The 16,318-nt window shown below is 70.0% G+C and carries 15 protein-coding genes; 8 read left to right on the plus strand and 7 right to left on the minus strand.

The window, feature by feature from the left end; all coding sequences use genetic code 11:
* Positions 1–135: 135 nt before the first annotated feature.
* The 8 genes from ACIQ9E_RS07185 (at position 136) to ACIQ9E_RS07220 (ending at position 9,883) form a co-directional block, all read left to right on the plus strand.
* Complete coding sequence (locus ACIQ9E_RS07185; RefSeq protein ID WP_403703261.1) at positions 136–1,470, plus strand: cytochrome P450; 1,335 nt, start codon at positions 136–138, stop codon at positions 1,468–1,470.
* Positions 1,467–2,942 carry a hypothetical protein gene (locus ACIQ9E_RS07190; protein ID WP_403703264.1) on the plus strand — a complete coding sequence of 492 codons (1,476 nt, stop codon included), beginning with the start codon at positions 1,467–1,469 and terminating at the stop codon, positions 2,940–2,942. The genes ACIQ9E_RS07185 and ACIQ9E_RS07190 overlap by 4 nt, the downstream gene beginning before the upstream one ends.
* A 280-nt stretch (positions 2,943–3,222) precedes the next feature.
* Entirely contained in the window at positions 3,223–4,554 is a 1,332-nt protein-coding gene (locus tag ACIQ9E_RS07195; protein ID WP_403703267.1) for a glutaminase, read from the plus strand.
* Positions 4,555–5,051: 497 nt separating this feature from the next.
* On the plus strand, positions 5,052–6,371 hold the full coding sequence (locus ACIQ9E_RS07200; RefSeq protein WP_403703270.1) for a glycoside hydrolase family 18 protein: 1,320 nt from the start codon (positions 5,052–5,054) through the stop codon (positions 6,369–6,371).
* Positions 6,372–6,838: 467 nt separating this feature from the next.
* The gene (locus ACIQ9E_RS07205) at positions 6,839–6,976 is read left to right on the plus strand and encodes a hypothetical protein (RefSeq protein ID WP_403703273.1); all 138 of its coding nucleotides are present in this window, start codon (positions 6,839–6,841) and stop codon (positions 6,974–6,976) included.
* A complete protein-coding gene (locus ACIQ9E_RS07210) occupies positions 6,973–7,692 on the plus strand; it encodes a 4'-phosphopantetheinyl transferase (protein WP_403703276.1) in 720 nt (239 codons plus the stop codon). The genes ACIQ9E_RS07205 and ACIQ9E_RS07210 overlap by 4 nt, the downstream gene beginning before the upstream one ends.
* A gap of 12 nt (positions 7,693–7,704) precedes the next feature.
* The gene (locus ACIQ9E_RS07215) at positions 7,705–8,403 is read left to right on the plus strand and encodes a formylglycine-generating enzyme family protein (RefSeq protein ID WP_403703279.1); all 699 of its coding nucleotides are present in this window, start codon (positions 7,705–7,707) and stop codon (positions 8,401–8,403) included.
* Positions 8,404–8,650: 247 nt separating this feature from the next.
* Entirely contained in the window at positions 8,651–9,883 is a 1,233-nt protein-coding gene (locus tag ACIQ9E_RS07220; RefSeq protein WP_403703282.1) for a cytochrome P450, read from the plus strand.
* A 170-nt stretch (positions 9,884–10,053) separates the two neighbouring features.
* Here ACIQ9E_RS07220 and ACIQ9E_RS07225 read toward each other — a convergent pair whose 3' ends face one another.
* Genes ACIQ9E_RS07225 through ACIQ9E_RS07255 form a run of 7 tightly spaced genes read right to left on the minus strand, consistent with a single transcriptional unit; the run spans position 10,054 to position 16,290 of the window.
* Positions 10,054–10,959 carry an SDR family NAD(P)-dependent oxidoreductase gene (locus tag ACIQ9E_RS07225; protein ID WP_403703285.1) on the minus strand — a complete coding sequence of 302 codons (906 nt, stop codon included), beginning with the start codon at positions 10,957–10,959 and terminating at the stop codon, positions 10,054–10,056.
* 30 nt (positions 10,960–10,989) lie between these two features.
* A complete protein-coding gene (locus ACIQ9E_RS07230) occupies positions 10,990–11,955 on the minus strand; it encodes an acyltransferase domain-containing protein (protein WP_403703288.1) in 966 nt (321 codons plus the stop codon).
* Between the two features lie 57 nt (positions 11,956–12,012).
* Positions 12,013–13,263 (minus strand): beta-ketoacyl synthase N-terminal-like domain-containing protein, encoded by a 1,251-nt coding sequence (locus ACIQ9E_RS07235; protein WP_403703291.1) that lies wholly within the window; start codon positions 13,261–13,263, stop codon positions 12,013–12,015.
* A complete protein-coding gene (locus tag ACIQ9E_RS07240) occupies positions 13,244–13,489 on the minus strand; it encodes an acyl carrier protein (protein WP_403703294.1) in 246 nt (81 codons plus the stop codon). Before ACIQ9E_RS07240 ends, ACIQ9E_RS07235 begins: the two co-directional genes overlap by 20 nt.
* Before the next feature lie 4 nt (positions 13,490–13,493).
* Positions 13,494–14,246, minus strand: a complete 753-nt coding sequence (locus ACIQ9E_RS07245) for a polyketide synthase (protein ID WP_403703297.1) — start codon at positions 14,244–14,246, stop codon at positions 13,494–13,496.
* The gene (locus ACIQ9E_RS07250) at positions 14,246–15,043 is read right to left on the minus strand and encodes an enoyl-CoA hydratase/isomerase (RefSeq protein ID WP_403703300.1); all 798 of its coding nucleotides are present in this window, start codon (positions 15,041–15,043) and stop codon (positions 14,246–14,248) included. Before ACIQ9E_RS07250 ends, ACIQ9E_RS07245 begins: the two co-directional genes overlap by 1 nt.
* Complete coding sequence (locus ACIQ9E_RS07255; protein ID WP_403703303.1) at positions 15,031–16,290, minus strand: hydroxymethylglutaryl-CoA synthase family protein; 1,260 nt, start codon at positions 16,288–16,290, stop codon at positions 15,031–15,033. Before ACIQ9E_RS07255 ends, ACIQ9E_RS07250 begins: the two co-directional genes overlap by 13 nt.
* Between the last annotated feature and the right edge of the window lie 28 nt (positions 16,291–16,318).

The following is a 16,318-nucleotide window of genomic DNA, read 5'->3' on the forward strand; positions in this document are numbered from 1 at the left end:
ATCTGTCCGGAAAACGCCTCGCGCGCGAGGCCGTATCTCCGTGATGTTGTCGTTTCTTCCTACTGCGCCCGGTAACGGTGTGCCGTGTGGGTCACCGTCGGGGCTCTCCGGTGGTGAGCCGGTGAGGAGTCGAGGGTGGGGCCACGGATGATGCCGGCGGGCAGCAGAGCGGGGGCACCGGATGCCAGGGAGGCCCTGGAGCTGCTGGCTTCGCCGGATGCCCGGCGGGACCCCCACCCCTGGTACGAGCGGTGGCGCCAGTGGGGTCCGCTGGTCTCCGGCGGCCCTCCCGTGGTGATGCTCCTGGACTACGCGGACTGTCTCGCCGCGCTGACCGCTCCGGAGCTGACGACGGACCAGAGACACTGCCCCTGGATGGCCCGGAGGGCGAAGGCACTCTTCGACAGCTGGCCGGACCCGCCCGACTCGGTACTGACACCGCCGTTCGCCTTTCTCGGGCACCGGCCCCCGCCGCCCGAACGCGGGGCCGTGGTGCGGGGACTGTCCGGAGAGGAGACACGGGCGGAAACAGCGCGGGTCGTCACGGCGGCACTGGACTCCCTCGGCCCGGTTCCCCGGAGGATCGAGGTGATCAGCGCCCTCATCGACCGGATCGCCCTGGATCTCGCCTGCGCGCTGCTGGGTCTGCCCTCGGCGGAGGCGGGAGCCGTCCGGGCGGGGGCCAGGTCGGTGATGGCCCTGTTCGACGAGGTCGTCGATCCGACCGGTCCACTCCGCTCCGGAGCGGACGTCACACCGGGTCGCCTGCCACCGGGACTCATCCGCTCGGTGACCGCCTTCCACCGTCTGGTAGCGGACGCGGTGGAGGATATGCCCGCGACCGCGCTCACTCGCGCGCTGCGTCTGTTGCGCGAGCGCACCCGAGACCGGGCCACCCTGGTGTCCACCGCTGTCCTGATCGTCGAGTCGGCCTATGAATCGCTTGGGCATTTCCTGACGAACTGCCTCTACTCGGCGCTCGCTCATCCGGCGGTCGCGGCGGAATTGCGGCGAGCGCCCGCGGGGGCGGGCGCGGTGGTGGAGGAGGTGCTGCGCTGGTGCCCGCCGACTCATCTGGTGGTGCGGTACACGGTCCGGCGTACCGTCCTCGGGACGGGTCCACGGCAGGTCGAGGCCGGGCCGGGGACGGTGGTGCTCCTGAACCTGGCCGCGGCGGGCAGGGATCCGCGGGTCTTCTCCGATCCCGCGGTCTTCGATCATCTGCGGACGCAACCGGTCGGCCATCTCGGCCTGGGGCACGGTCCGCACTTCTGTGTTGGAGCGGGGCTGGCGCGCCCGGCGGCCGGGGAGCTGCTGGCCGGCTTCGCCACCAGAGTGCAGCGCCCCCGGTTCCTCCGGCCCGATCCGGGGCTGGTTCATCGTGACAATGTGCTGGTGCACGGGTTGACGGAGCTGCCCATCGCCTTCGACGGCGTACGGCAGACGGAGCACCCGGGCAGCAGCCGGTGAACGGAGGGACCGGGCCGGAGGGGGCGGGTCCGCCCGGCGCCGGGGGCTCACCGGGGCGGGGGCAGCGGGGCGCCCTCTCCGGAACGTCGCTGGCGCTGATCGGGCCGCCCGACGGGCCCGGTGGGCCCGCGCGGGTCTCGGTCTTCGACCCGGCTGCCGTCACGGAGCCGACACCACTGCCCGGGGTCCCCACCTTGGTGGCGCTGCCGCTGGTGGACGGCGGAGCGGGGCTGTCCCGGTCCGTCCGTACCCGGCTGGTCCGGCAGGAAGCACTGGAGCAGGCGCTGTCGGCGGGTGGGGGGCTGCCGGTGGTCCTGGGGCGGCGGACCGGCGGTGCCGCGCTCCGCTGCGACCTGTTGTTCTCCTGCGTCGGAGAGCCGGCGCGGCGGTGGTGGGCGACGGCAGGTGGTTCCGGCCCCTCGGGTGCCTGGCTGTCGCGGACGGGGAACAGCGGAGGAAGGACTGTGGTGGCCTTCGGGAGCTGTCTGTTCAGCGGGCGGTCGCTCCGGCTCAGCGGGGTGTTCGGGGAGCCCCTGCCGTTCCTGCGGAGCGCCTTCCGCCCGACCGGGCGGGTGGTGCGGACCGGATACGAGACCGGCCCGAGTCTCTATGAACTCGACAACGCCAAGCGGCTGAGCGACACGGTGGCCCGGGTGGTCCGGCTGCTGGGGCCGGGGCACCGGGTCCGGCTCGTGCTGGATCTGCCCCGTACCCAGTACCTTCTCAGGCTCTGGAACTGGTGGGAGGAGGGAGCCATCGGGGATCGTGAACTGCGGCGGCTCAGCGCACTGGTGGAGGAGCGGACCGCTCTGGTGGAGGAGTTGTTCGTCCGCTGTCTCACCACTTCTCTGGGTCCCGGACGAAGAGAGCTGGTGGCGGCGATGACCCGGGCGGACGAGTGCGGCGCGATCCTGCCGGCCACGGGGAGACCCGCACCGGGAAAGCGTCCCCCCTCCGTTTCCGAACTGTTGAAGATCCTCACACGCGACCACGCGGGCTGGGAACTGGCCACACGGCTCGCGCCGCCCGGTGACCTGGTGGGGCTGGTCCGGATGAGTCATCTGACGGGGGCTCTGCGGACCGCTCTCCAGGAGGACGAGCAGATGATCATGGTGGATGATCCGGCGGAGAGCGGCCTCGGCGCACGGGCCCACCGGCTGCTGATCTCCTGCGGCGCAGACGTCGCGGCAGCCGCGGACCGGTTGGGCGGGCTGTATCCGCTGAGCCGGCTGCTCGTGGCCGGGGGCCGCCACGGCGAAAGCTACTTCACTGACCCGGGAGGGTGTTTCGCGTTGCCGGACGGGCGTCGGCTGACCGCGGAGGAGCTGGTGAGCTGGGCCTACGGTGGCGGAATCGCCACCACGGGGCCGGATTCCGGAACCCGGGACCCCAACCGGCCCGGCCGCGGCGTCCGGGCGGCGGACCGCGTCAGCAAGTCCCGCATCCTCGCCGACCCACCCGGCTTTGGATGACCGGGTGTCCCCTGCCTCGTGAGGCCGGGGGCACAGGGCGGTTTCGACGGCCGCACCACCGGATCGCCGCGGGTCCGGCCGACCGGCTCAGCCGGCGGACCGCCCACTCCAGGGGGCCGTGTGCGGGATGCCGGTGCACCACAGGCCCCGGCTCCGGGGCAGAACCGGAGGAGGGCGAGCGGCCGTATGCGGGCCGGTAATGTGTCGAGGGCGTGTTCAAGCCGCCAAGAGGGCAGCCAAGAAGGACGATGGGGGCGGACAGAGGTCCGGAGGAGGACTCATGCGGTCGGTCATTCCCGACTATCTGGCCGAGGCCCTCGGGGGTGTCGCCTCGGACACGTCCGGAGCGCCGGCGGACTACATCCCCGAGCTTGCGGCAGCGGACCCGGAGCGCCTCGGTGCGGTCTTCGCCACCGTTGACGGCGAGGTCTACGGTGCCGGCGACATCGACACCGAGTTCACGATCCAATCGATCTCCAAACCGTTCACGTACGCGCTGGCGCTGGCCGACCGGGGCTTCGACCCGGTGCTCGCCAAAGTCGGTGTCGAGCCGTCGGGAGAGGCGTTCAACCAGATCTCCCTCGAAAGTGATACGGGGCGCCCTTTCAATCCCATGATCAACGCCGGTGCGATCACCGCCCACTCGCTGGTCGGCCAGGAGGACATGACTCCTGCGGAACGCGTGGAGCGCGTGGTCCGCGGCCTTTCGGCGTTCGCCGGTCGTGAGCTGAGGGTGGACGAGGCGATGTGCGTGTCGGAGATGGAGCACGCACACCGCAATCTCGCCATCGCGTACATGCTCCGCGGCTACGGCATCCTCACCGAGGACCCCAGGGCCGTGGTCGAGGGCTACACTCGCCAGTGCGCTGTGCTCGTCACCGCGCGGGATCTGGCCATGATGGCCGCGACATTGGCCAATCGCGGCGTGAATCCCCTCTCGGGCGAGCGAGTGATCCGCGAACCGGTGGTGCGTCAGGTGCTGAGCGTCATGTCCACCTGCGGCATGTACGACGCGGCCGGTGACTGGGCGACCCAGGTCGGCATTCCGGCAAAGAGCGGCGTGGCCGGGGGCTTGATCGGCGCGCTCCCCGGTCAGATCGGCATCGCCACGTTCTCACCACGGCTGGACGCCCACGGGAACAGTGTCCGCGGAGTGGCCCTGTTCGGGAGGTTCTCCTCCGATATGGGTCTGCATGTGATGGAGGTTCCGGCCGCCGCGCGGGCCATCGTACGGTCCAGCCATATCGTCGGCAGCGGCCCGGATGCGGTCCGGGTCCTCCAACTCCAAGGCGGGATCAATTTCGCCGGAGCCGAGAGAGTCGTCCGGGAAGTCGTGAACACCGCCCCCGCGGAGACCAGGGTGGCTCTGGACCTCACGATGGTCTACTCCCTCGACGACGTGGCACGGCGCATGCTGCTGGAGGTCGTGCGCCGGCTCACGCTGGAGGGTCACGACGTCTACCTCGTGGACCCCGAATCGGTCATGCCCGATCCCGATCCCGGCGATGGTGGCCGGGTCACCACCGTAGGCGATGTGGAACACGTCGTGACGGGGCGGCACACGGTGGCCCAGAGCGGCAGCCGGCCGAAGAAGGGAAGGCTCGACCCATGAACGGCGGCTGCCCCTTGGGCCGGTACGAGCGCCATGCACTCCGGCAAACCGCATGCCCGTCCGGCACTCCGGCCCCGTGCCAGCAGGCCGGGACCCGGCAAGCGCCGGGTCTCGGCGGCGTCAGCCTCAGCCCGGTCGCCGTGGCCTGGGCGCCCGCCGACGACACCAGCCCCGTCGTCCAGGACTTCGTCCGCTGCTGTCTGAACGAAGGAGCAACGGACCGAGGGCACGATCACCGTGGCCGGAAGTGAACGATCTGCACAGGCCCCGTGTCGGGTGAGTCCGGTAGCGGATCCGGCTCGACGTTCCCGGCTCGCACTGCCGGTACGGAGTTCGCCGAGATCACCGGCCCTCACCGGTGGATACCCCGTCAAACGGACCTGGCGGGACAGGCCGTCTCATGCGGTTCAGCCTCTTGTGCGCGTCCCGTTGATGGGCTAGATCTCTTCTCGCGATTGGTACAGACCACCTGACCCCACTCAGACAAGGCCACCAAGATGTTCCGACGCGCCTCCGCGTTCGTGGCGACGGCTCTGCTCGCCTCGCTCGTCGCGGCCCCCGCGACCGCTCACGCCGATGACGACGACAGCCGACTGCCCGGCCACCGTGTGGCCTACTTCACCGGATGGAGCGTCTACAGCGGCTTCTCCGCCAAGAAGGTCCAGGACTCGGGCCAGGCGGCGAAGCTGACTGTGATCAACTACGCCTTCGGCAATATCTCCCCCGAGGGCACCTGCTTCGAGGACAACCTGGCCGACCAGGCCGACGCCTGGGCCGACTACCAGCGGCCGATCAGCGCTGCCGACTCGGTGGACGGCGTCGCCGACACCTGGGACCAGCCGCTGAAAGGCAACTTCAACCAGCTGCGGAAGCTGAAGGCGAAGAACCCCCTTCTGAAGGCCGTCATCTCCATCGGCGGCTGGAGCTGGTCCAAGTACTTCTCGGACGTGGCTGCCACCGACGCCGCGCGCAAGAAGTTCGTGGCCTCCTGCGTCGACCTCTACATCAAGGGCAACCTGCCGCAGCTGGGCTCGCCGGAGGGCGGCCCGGGCAGCGGCGCGGGCGTCTTCGACGGTATCGACCTCGACTGGGAGCACCCGGGCGGCGACGGTCTGCCGGACAACTCGGTGCGCCCCGAGGACGGCCGCAACTTCACCCTGCTGCTGGCCGAGTTCCGGCGGCAGCTGGACGCGCTGGGCGACGGGCCGCGGGGGCGCCACCTGCTGACGGCGGCCGTCGCCGCCAACACCACCATCGCGGACCGGCTGGAGCTGCGGAAGGTCGCCCGCCACGTCGACTACCTGAACCTGATGACCTACACCATGCACGGCTCCTGGGAGCCGCTGGGCCCGACCAACCACCAGGCGAACCTCTACACCGACCCGGCCGACCCCTCCGGCAGCGGCTACAGCTACAGCGCGGACCGGGTGGTGCGGCACTACCTGGCCGGCGGGCTGCCGGCCCGCAAGGCGGTGCTCGGGGTGCCGTCCTGGGGCTACGGCTGGACGGGGGTGCCCGCCGGGGCGAAGAACGGCCTCTACCAGCCCGCCACCGGCATGTCCCCGCGCGGCGGCGGCGAACTGCCCTACAAGGCAATCAAGGACCTCCCGGGCACCGTGCACACCGACCGCAGGCACGGCGCGGCCTGGAAGTACGACGGCACCGAATTCTGGTCGTACGACACCCCTGCCACCGCCGCCCAGAAGGCCCGCTACACCCAGCGCAACGGTCTCGGCGGCGTGATGGTCTGGTCCCTGGACGGGGATGACGCCCAGGGCTCGCTGATCACTGCGCTGGACCGCGGTCTGCGGCGCTGACCTGCGGCCGCGACCCGGTGGCGGGCGGAGCGACCCGCCCGCCACCGAGTGCGGCGGCCGAACGCACAGACTCCTCAAGGTTGCGACGCCGGACGGCACGCAGCTCCATCCGCGCGCCCCAGGCCTCCATGGTGAAGCGGCTCTCGTCGTTCGGTCGTCGAGGTCGGTGTGCACTCAACGGCGGTACGTCTCCAGCAGCCGTAAAGGACACATGGGAGCCGGGGTGACGGAACGGCCGAGAAGGCACCGGGCAGCTGGGCCACAGGTGCCCTGGCCCACCAGGGCGAAGGGGCCTCCCGCCTCCACGGAAACGGCCTGCCCCGCCCTCCTGGTCCGGCTGCACGGATTCATACCGCCTGTACCATCGGCGAGTTCACGTCCTGCAGTACATTGGGTCCAGTTCAGCACAGGATCCGTCCTACCCTGGGAGACCGCCGGTGAACGACGTCCCGCTGGATCGACACGGAATGAATGTGCTGATGTGCGACCCGGCAGGACTCATGGTGGCGACCGCTCAGGACGTGCTGGACCCGTTCGGTCCGGCCCTCCCTTACATCGACGCCCTCGGCGCGGGTCCGAAGGAGAAGCCGGCCCGGACCTCGTGATCGGGGAGTTGATCCCCGCGCCCGCGAGCGCCGCCCACTCCTTCTCCGACTCCGCCTCGGCCGTTCACGCCCTGTTCCCGGAAGAGGCCGCCGCCGTCGCACGCGCCGTGCCGAAGCGACGGCAGGAGTACGCCAGTGTGCGCCTCTGCGCCCGGCGGGCCATGCATGCGCTGGGTGTGACGGCGGCGCCGCTCGTGGCGGGACGGCGGGGCGCGCCGCAATGGCCCGCCGGTCTCGTCGGGAGCATGACACACAGTGCCGGCTATCGCGCAGCCGTCGTCGGCCGGGTCCGCGACTACCTCGGGCTCGGCATCGATGCCGAGCCCAACGCTCCACTGGCCGACGGACTGCTGGAGTTCATCTCACCGCCGGGGGAGCACGCCCGGGTGCTGGAGCTGGCCGCGGGGGCGCCGGAGATCTGCTGGGATCGTCTGCTGTTCAGTGCGAAGGAGACGGTGTTCAAGATCTGGTATCCGCTGACGGGGCGTGAGCTGGACTTCGGGGACGCCGACATCCGGTTCGACCCGGGCGACGGCACGTTCACCGCTCGGCTCACAGTCCCGGCCGGGGGGCCGGACGCCGACCGGCTGAAGGTCCTGACGGGCCGCTGGCTCTGTCGTGACGGTCTCGTCGTGACGGCCATCGCCCTGCGGCACCCGGGGCCGACGACTCCCGCCCCCTCCCCCGCACCGCACCGCACCGCACCGCACCGATGACGGAAAGCTGATATGAGAGTTGACCGCTCCCTGCTCCCCGCACCCGTCCCGCCGCCGTCCGAGCTGCCCGCCGGGACGATCCGGCTGCGGGACGAAGGCACGATGACCGACTGGACCGTCGAGGTCCGGGCCTTCCGGCTGGCGCCCCTTCCGGTCACCCGCGAGTTCTACGCAGCCGTCCTGGGCGAACGGGACGCTCCGGCGGGCGACGGCGGCCGGAAGCCGGTGACCGAGGTGTCCTGGATCGACGCCGTGCGCTTCTGCAACCGGCTCTCCCAGGCCGAGGGAGTGCGGCCCTGCTACACAGGGATCGAGGAGCCGGACGCGGAGAACGTCGTCTGGGATCGGGACGCCGACGGGTACCGGCTGCCCTCCGAGGCGGAGTGGGAGTACGCCTGCCGCGCCGGGAGCACCGGGGTGCGCTACGGCGAACTCGACGACATCGCGTGGTACCGCGGCAATGCGGGCGACCAGGTGCACGAGGCCGGCACCCGGGCCCCCAACGACTGGGGCCTCCACGACATGATCGGGAATGTATGGGAGTGGTGCTGGGACCGCTACGACCCGGCGGTCTACGGGCCGTACCGGGTCTTCCGCGGCGGCGGCGCCTATGACCCGCCCCGCGCCTGCCGAGCCTCGTGCCGGCGCAAGAGCCATCCCACCCTCCGTATCGACGACCTGGGATTCCGGCTCGCCCGGTCCGTTTCCTGACCCGGATCCCGCCCGCCGTCCGCGTCCCACGCAGCGCACCTTGCCCCGATCGCGTCCCGGCCCTCTCCCGTCCGGTGTCACGACCGGCCCGGCCGCGCCGACCACCGCCCCACCGCGTCCCACCATGTTCCGGGCGTATTCCGAACGCTCCCCGGCCGCATGGAAATCTACGCTCCACGAATGAAACAAGCCATATCAAATATGCACAAAATTGATATGACCACCGCAAGTTGAAACCGGAGGAAGCATGCTCACCGGTCACGACAACGCCACCCCGCTCCCCATCGATGTGACGACATTCGAGCAGGATCCGCACGCGCTGTACGACATGCTGCGCATCGAGGCACCCGTCCGCCGGGTCATCGCACCCGGCGGGCTGACGGTCTGGCTCATTACCCGCTACGACGACGCGAAGTCCGCCCTCATCGACCCGCGGCTCTCCAAGAACGTCGAGATCGGCCAGAAGGTCATCGAGCGCAACACGACCGACGAGGCCACCGCCATGGTGTTCGCCACCGAGCTGTCTACTCACATGCTCAACACCGACCCGCCGGACCACACACGGCTGCGCAGACTCGTCAACAAGGTCTTCACCATGCGGGCCGTCGAGAAGCTGCGCCCCCGTATCGAAGAGATCACCACCGAACTGCTCGACGCCATGGAGGGCCAGGAGCAGGTCGACCTGATGCGGGCCTTCGCCTACCCACTGCCCATATCGGTGATCTGCGAACTGCTGGGCGTGCCCACCGTCGACCGGGACCGCTTCCACGGCTGGGTATCCGCCCAGCTCTCCGGCGACCCCGAGAAGATCGCCCAGGCCGCCCCCTCGCTTCTGGGCTATCTGCACGAGCTGGTTGCCGGCAAGCGCACCGCGCCCGCCGACGACCTGCTCACCGGCCTGGTGCACGCCAGCGACGACGGCGACAAGCTGAGCCCGCAGGAACTGGTCTCCATGGCCTTCCTGCTGCTGGTCGCCGGCCATGAGACCACCGTCAACCTCATCGGCAACGGCATGTTCGCCCTGCTGCGCCACCGCGAGCAGTTCGCGGCCCTGCGCGCCGACCCGTCCCTGCTGCCCGGCGCGATCGAGGAGTTCCTGCGCTACGAGGGACCCGTCAACACCGCCTCCCTGCGCTACACGACGGAACCCGTCGAACTGAGCGGGGTGGTGATACCCGAGGGCGAACTCGTCGTGGTCTCCCTCGCCTCCGCCAACCGGGACAATGCCCAGTACCCCGACGGCGGCAGCCTGGACGTGCACCGGCAGGCCGGCGCCAACCTCGCCTTCGGCCACGGCATCCACTACTGCGTCGGAGCGCCACTGGCCCGTCTGGAGGCGCAGATCGCCTTCGGCCGGCTCTTCGAACGCTTCCCGGAGATGACCCTGGCCGCCGATCCCGCCGACTTCCGCTGGCGGCCGGGGACCGTGCTGCGCGGACTGGAGACCCTTCCGATACGGCTCAGCGCCGGACGGGACTGAGCGGTGCCCGGCGCGTCCACGAGGCTCCCCGTGGACGCGCCGGGCATCCGCCACGCCGTCCCGGTCCGCAAACACCCGCCGGGCACCGGGAGAGGCCCGCGACGACCCACGGGGTCCCGGTCCGCGTCACCGCGGACCGGGACCCCGTGCGCACGGGCCCTTGGGTGCCCCTACGGCTCCCGGGGGGACGTCTCCGGTCCGGTCCGCGCGGCCTCGTGGCCCGCCGCGGCGCCCCCGCCGAGGTCCCGGAAGTTCTTCGTGCCGAGCCTGAGGCTGAACTCCGGGGCGAGCCGGAAGAGCCACCAGAACAGCTTCCAGAACCCCGGCACGACGATGACGCCCTTGTTCCGGGCCACCTCGTCCAGCGCCTTCCGGGCGAACTCCTCGGGTGGGATGGGCTTGCGCTGCTCCCACATCTCGCGGGTGACCTCGCTCGTCACCCCGTCGACCCGGCGGCCGTACCGTCCGCCCTCGATGAAGGGGGTGCGGACGACCCCCGGGCACAGCACACTCACCCGAACACCGAGCTGCGCGGCCTCGGCCCGAAGATTGTGCGAGAGGCCCACGACGGCATGCTTGGTGGTGACATACGAGGTGGTGCCGGGGCTCGGCACCAGACCCGCCATCGAGGCGGTGTTCACGATATGGCCGAATCCCTGATCGATCATGAGGTTGTAGGCGGCCTGGACGCCGTTGACGGTGCCGCCGAGATTGACGTCGAGAACGCGCCGCCAGTCCTCGATGCGGTAGTGGCGCGCCCCGGCGCCCATACCGTGGCTGATGCCGGCGTTGTTGAACAGGAAGTCCAGCCGGCCGGTGCGGGTGACGGTCTCCCGGACCAGCCGGGCGAACTCCTCGTGGTCCGTCACATCCAGCCGGGCCGCCGTCGCCCTGCCACCGGCGGACCGCACCGCGGCCGCCGCCTCCTCCGCCAGCTCCAGCTGGAGATCTGCCAGCACCACCTCACCGCCACGGGCGGCCAGCTCCTCCGCCAGCGCACGGCCGATGCCCGAGGCACCGCCCGTGATGATCGCCGTGGCGTCCCGATAGATCCTCAGTCCGCTGTCTGTTGCCATGACCGGGATTCCCCCTTTCTCTGTTGTACCTCAGCCCCGTGCCGGGGCCATCCGCTCCTGAAACTCGCCCAGCGACTTCAGGTCCTGTCCGAAACGGTTGACGGTGCTCTCCTGGACCGAGCCGCTGCCCGGGGGGAGGATGTACTTGACGAACGTCGCGAGCGTGGCGCTCGGACCCAGGTCGACGAAGGCGGCGTCGCCCCCGGCGGCCATCCGCCCGATCGTCCGCGCGAACTCCACGGGCCGGCGCATCGCGTCCCAGACCACGTCCGGCGTCACGGCCTCCGTCCGGTGGCCTGAGGCGGCGGAGACGACCGGGATCCGGGGCGGGGCGAGGCCCAGCCCGCCGGCCAGCTCACGCACCTGCTCCTCGACCGGATCGAGGAGCGGGGTGTGCACCCCGTAGTTGACCGGCAGCCGCTGGCACACCACGCCCTCGCGCTCCAGCGCGGACTGGAATTCCGCCACCGCCCCGACACGGCCGGTGACGACGAAGTTGCCGTCGAAGTTGCGGGCCGTCACCCAGAGGTCGCCGGGCGTCCCGGCGTACCGCTCCAGCAGCTCCGGCGGACCGACGACCGCCAGCATGGCCGCCCTCGGCGTCCGGTCCTCCAGCAGCCGGGCGAAGTCGACGGCGAAGGAGATCCCCGTCTCCAGCGGGAAGACCTCGGCGACCACGGCGGCGGTGATCTCCCCCAGGCTGTAGCCGAGCAGCACATCCGGGACGAGACCCATTTCCTGGACCACCCTGGTGAGGCTGTACTCGACGCACAGCAGCGCCGCGCTGGACACCGTGAGATCGTCGAAGGGATCGCCCTTCGCCCGGTCCGGATCGAAGATCGTGTCCAGGACCGAGCTGCCGAGGACGGGCGTGGCGATGTCGTCGCAGTAGTCCAGCCAGAGCCGGTAGCGCGGGTGCCGCTCATACAGCTCACGGGTCATCTGGAAGTACTGGGAACCCTGCCCCGAGTACATGAACACGGTCGGTCTGGTCATGCCTGCGCTTTCGAGAGAACTCCGACAGGGGCGGAAATCGGGACGGGGGTGCGGCGGTCAGCACGCCTCCAGGCAGATCGCCGAGCTGATCCCGCCGAAACCCATGCTGAGGCTGACGGCTGTCCGCAGCCGGCAGGGCTCCGCTTTCTCCCCCACCCAGGGAAAGGTGTCATCGATCGGGTCGGCCAGATTGCGGGTGGGGTGCAGCCGCTGCTCCCGCAGCTGGAGCAGGGTGGCGACGACCTCGACGGCGCCGGCTGCCGTCAGTCCGTGACCGGTGATGGACTTGGTCGCATTGATCCGGGCGTGGTCGAGTCCCGCGCGCCGCAGCGCCCGCAGCTCGATCCCGTCGCCCGTGGGCGAGCCGGTGCCGTGCGGATTGACGTAGTCGACGGCGGACGCCGGCAGACCCGCCTCCCGCAGGGCCGACTCCAGGGCGGCGGCCTCGCCCTCCTCGGACGGGTTGGGATTGCGGTTGCCGTCGATCGCCGTGCCGCACCCGAGGACCCGCGCGTACGGGGCGGGATGCCGGCGCAGGCCCTCCCGCTCGACCACCACCGCAGCACACGCTTCGCCGTAGATGAAGCCGTCATGGCCCCGGTCGAAGGGGCGGCAGGCCGCCGCCGGGTCATCGGCCCAGCGGTGGGAGCCCATCGCGCCCATGCTGCGGAACGCGGTCAGCTCCCAGTACGAGAGGTCCATCAGTGCGCCCACCGCCACGCACACGTCGACCTGGCCGGACCGCACCGCGCGGACCGCCTGGAGCACCGCGAGCAATCCGCTGGCGGAGGCGCCGCCCAGGGTGTGGGCGAAGCCCCGGATCGGGTACTGCTCGGTGCAGAAGCCGCACAGGTCGGTGTCCATGAACGCCATGCCGTAGGTGGGGCGCAGAAAGCCGGGGTGCTCGGCGTGCCGGGCGTGCAGCAGGACCTGCTCCCGCTGCTGGATGTTGGAACCGCCGATCACCAGGCCGGTGCGGAAGGGGTCGGCCTCGTCCAGACCGGCCTCCCGCCATGCCTCGTCCAACGTGGCGAGGGCTGCTCGGGCCGAGAGTGAGGCCGCGCGCACCGTACGGGCGGGGATATGAGCGGGCATGACCGGCTCCGCCATCTCGGCGCCCTGGAAGGGTGCCGGGACGGTGCCGGTCCCGTCGTCCGGCAGCGAGCGGCCGGGCCGCCGCAGCGGGCCGAAGCCATGATCGCCGGCGAGGAGCGAGCCGAGGAACGCGTCCTTGCCCCGGCCTACCGCGGAGGTGATGCCGAGGCCGGTGACGACGACGCCGCGCGGATCAGCGGGCCGATTTGCCATGGATGAGTTCCGCGAGTTCTCCGATGTTCTGTGCCTGGGCCAGTTCCACCAGCGGGATGCTGAGGGAAAGGGACTGAAGGGTCATCATGATGATCTCGGCCCGGTCGATGGAGTTGGCGCCGAGGTCGCGCAGCGACTCGGCAGGCTGGAAGGGGTGCTCCTCCAGCTCGGGGATCACCTCGCGGGTGTGCTCCACAATCAGGGCGAAGACGTCCTGGTCGGGCATGGGTCTAACCTCCGGTGTAGTGGGCCGCGATGAGGTCGCGGACTTCGGGCTGGTGGAAGGTCTTCTCGTGCATGGCCACCTCGCGTTCGATGAAGCGGGGCAGCTCGGACCGGAGTTCGGAGACGAGATGGTCCTTGAGGGTGACAAGGGAGACCCGGGGCTTCTCGGCGAGCGTCTCGGCGAGTTCGAGCGCATAGGGCAGGACCTCGGCGCGCGGCAGAACCGGGAAGGGGACGCCGCGTTCCTTGAGTTCGCGCCCGTAGTAGGTCTTCGCGGAGAGCAGCATCTCCTCGGCCAGACCGAAGCCGAGCTTCTTGGGGAGGATCAGCGTCGCGCCCATGCCGGGGGTGAAGCCGTACCGCATGAAGTTGGTGGTGTAGATGCTCTCGCGGCTGAGGACCACGAAGTCGGCGAAGAGTCCCATGGCGAATCCGCCGCCGACGCCGTGGCCCTGCATCGCGGAGATGACGGGCACGGGGCAGTCGAGCGCGAGTCCGTAGATGTCGGAGTCGGTGAAGCTGATGCGCCGCTCCTGGATCTGGAGCAGGCTCTCCTTGGTGCCTCCGCTGGCGAAGTAGTTGCCGTAGCCGGTGAGAACGACCGCCTTGCACCGCCGGTGGTCCTTGACCCGGGCGAAGGCCTTGCTCAGACCGATGATGAGCCGATCGGTGAAGGTGTTCTTGTGGACCTCGTCCCGCATGGTGATCTGGACGATGTGGGGCCCGATCTCCCGGTACTCCACGGGGTCGCTCTGCATCACTGCTCTCCCTCCCAGGGGAACCGTCCGGTGTGCACATAGCGGGCGATCTTTTCGAGGTTCTCGTGGTCGGAGAAGACCTCGTGATTGGCCGCGACGGCCTTGTCGCGGGAGGGGACGAGGAGGTCGTCGAGGTTCCGTAGATAGTTCTTGTAGCGGGCGACGCCTTTTTTGGGCAGATAGCGCAGCCGCAGCAGATGGCGGCGCAGCAGCCTGCCGCTGTCGGCGGCGCAGTCGTCGGCGAGCCCCCAGGCGACGGCCTGCCCTGCGGTGAAGGGCTGGGTGGTCAGGGTGGCGAAGTTGGCCCTGGCCGGACCGGTCTTCCGGATCAGGAAGGGCAGGACACAGGCCGGCATCAGTCCGAACAGGAGTTCCGAGAGGCTGAAGACGGTGGTGTTCTCGCAGAGGACGATGTCGCAGGCGGCGATGAAGCCGATGCCGCCGGCGTTGGCCTTGCCCTGGACGTGTGCCACCGAGACGAAGGAGCCGAAGGCCAGGGAGAGCCACAGGTCGTAGAGGGCCGCGGCGTGGGTCCCGTCGGCGCCGCCCGCCGCACCGGCCGTGCCGTCGTCCAGTTCCTGGAAGTCGGCGCCCCAGCAGAACACCTCGGGCAGGCCCTCCAGGACGAGGACCTTGGCGCGGTCCTCGCACTGGCGGACCACGGCGGTGCACTCCTCGACGAGGCGACGGCTGATGGTGTTCCCGGCCTCGGGCCGGTGGATCTGGAGAAAGCAGATCTCCTGCTCCCAGCGGACCCTGACGGTCTCGTACACCGTCTCCGGGCTCAGGACACCCACTCGTACTCCCGGTGGAACTCGTCGATGCGCTGGAGAAAGAGCCGTTCCCCGCCGAGGGCGGTGCGGGCCTGTGGGACGACACCGGGGTCCAGGACAGTGTTGCGGGTGCCGAACTTGACGGCGTGGTTGGCCCGGAGGAGTGCGTCGTACTCCGGCATGGTCAGCGTGTAGCGGGAGTCGAGGTGTCCGCCGATGCCGAGGACGCGCAGCCGGTCCCGGCTCTCGGGGCGGGCGACGCCGCTGAAGAATTCGGAGCAGCAGCCGGAGCCGTAGGAGAAGACGCCGATGCGCTGTGGGCCGGTGAGGTCGGCGTTGTCGATGGTGCTGGCGAGGGAGAGCATGGTGGTGGCGCCCATGATGTTGCCGACGCGCTGGCAGTAGGCGAGTCCGGGGCCCATCCGGCGGAGGAAGTCCTCCTCGATCCGGGCGGGCCGCGCCTTGACTATCTTGCGCATCAGATTGCGGTGGGCGCCCTTGACCATGCCACCGAAGGGGGTGTGGAAGGCGAGGTAGCCGAAAGTCTCCACGAAGTCCACATCGCCGACGCGCCGCTGGTATTCGCGGAAGGCGTTCTCGCAGCAGTCGAGGTAGGACAGGAGGGACAGTTCCGCATTGCCGGCCTCGCTGTCGGGGAGCGGGCGGCAGGTGTCCATCACCTCATGGCCGTAGTAGCCGCTGGCGCCGACATCGATCTGGAAGATGTGCGGGGCGTCGCTGATGATCATTGCTACGGCGCCGGCGCCGCCGCTCGGCTCGGCGAAGGACCAGTCCTCGGAGAGGGCATCGCCTCCCTCGGCCACCATGAAGCGGGTGATGTCGGTGGCGATGACCAGGGCCTTGGCACCCGGGGAGGTCTGGGCAAGGATGAAATTGGCTGCGGTCTGGAGGGCCGCGACCCCGGAGTAACAGGCGTTCTTGATCTCAAAGAGGCGGCAGTTCCGGTTCAGTCCGAGCAGGCTGTGGAAGTAGGTGCTCATGGACTTGCCGAAGTCGAAGGCGGACTCGGTCGCGGTGATGACGAGTTCGATGCGGTCGCGCTCCTCCGGTGACAGGGCGTCGATGAGCGGCTTGGCCGCGTTGACGCCGAAGGTCACGGGGTCCTCATAGGGAAGGGCGACGGTCTTCTCCTTCATCAGGAGGTTGTCGAACCGCGCGGTGTCGAGTCCGCGGTGGGTCGCCAGCTTCTCCACGTCGACCTTGCAGGTGCCGGCGAAGACGTTCATCGCTTCGATGCCGACTGTGGTCATCAGTTTTCCCCTCGGGCTGTCGGATCGG

It is taken from the genome of Streptomyces sp. NPDC094448, from assembly GCF_044763775.1.
Classification (GTDB): Bacteria; Actinomycetota; Actinomycetes; order Streptomycetales; family Streptomycetaceae; genus Streptomyces.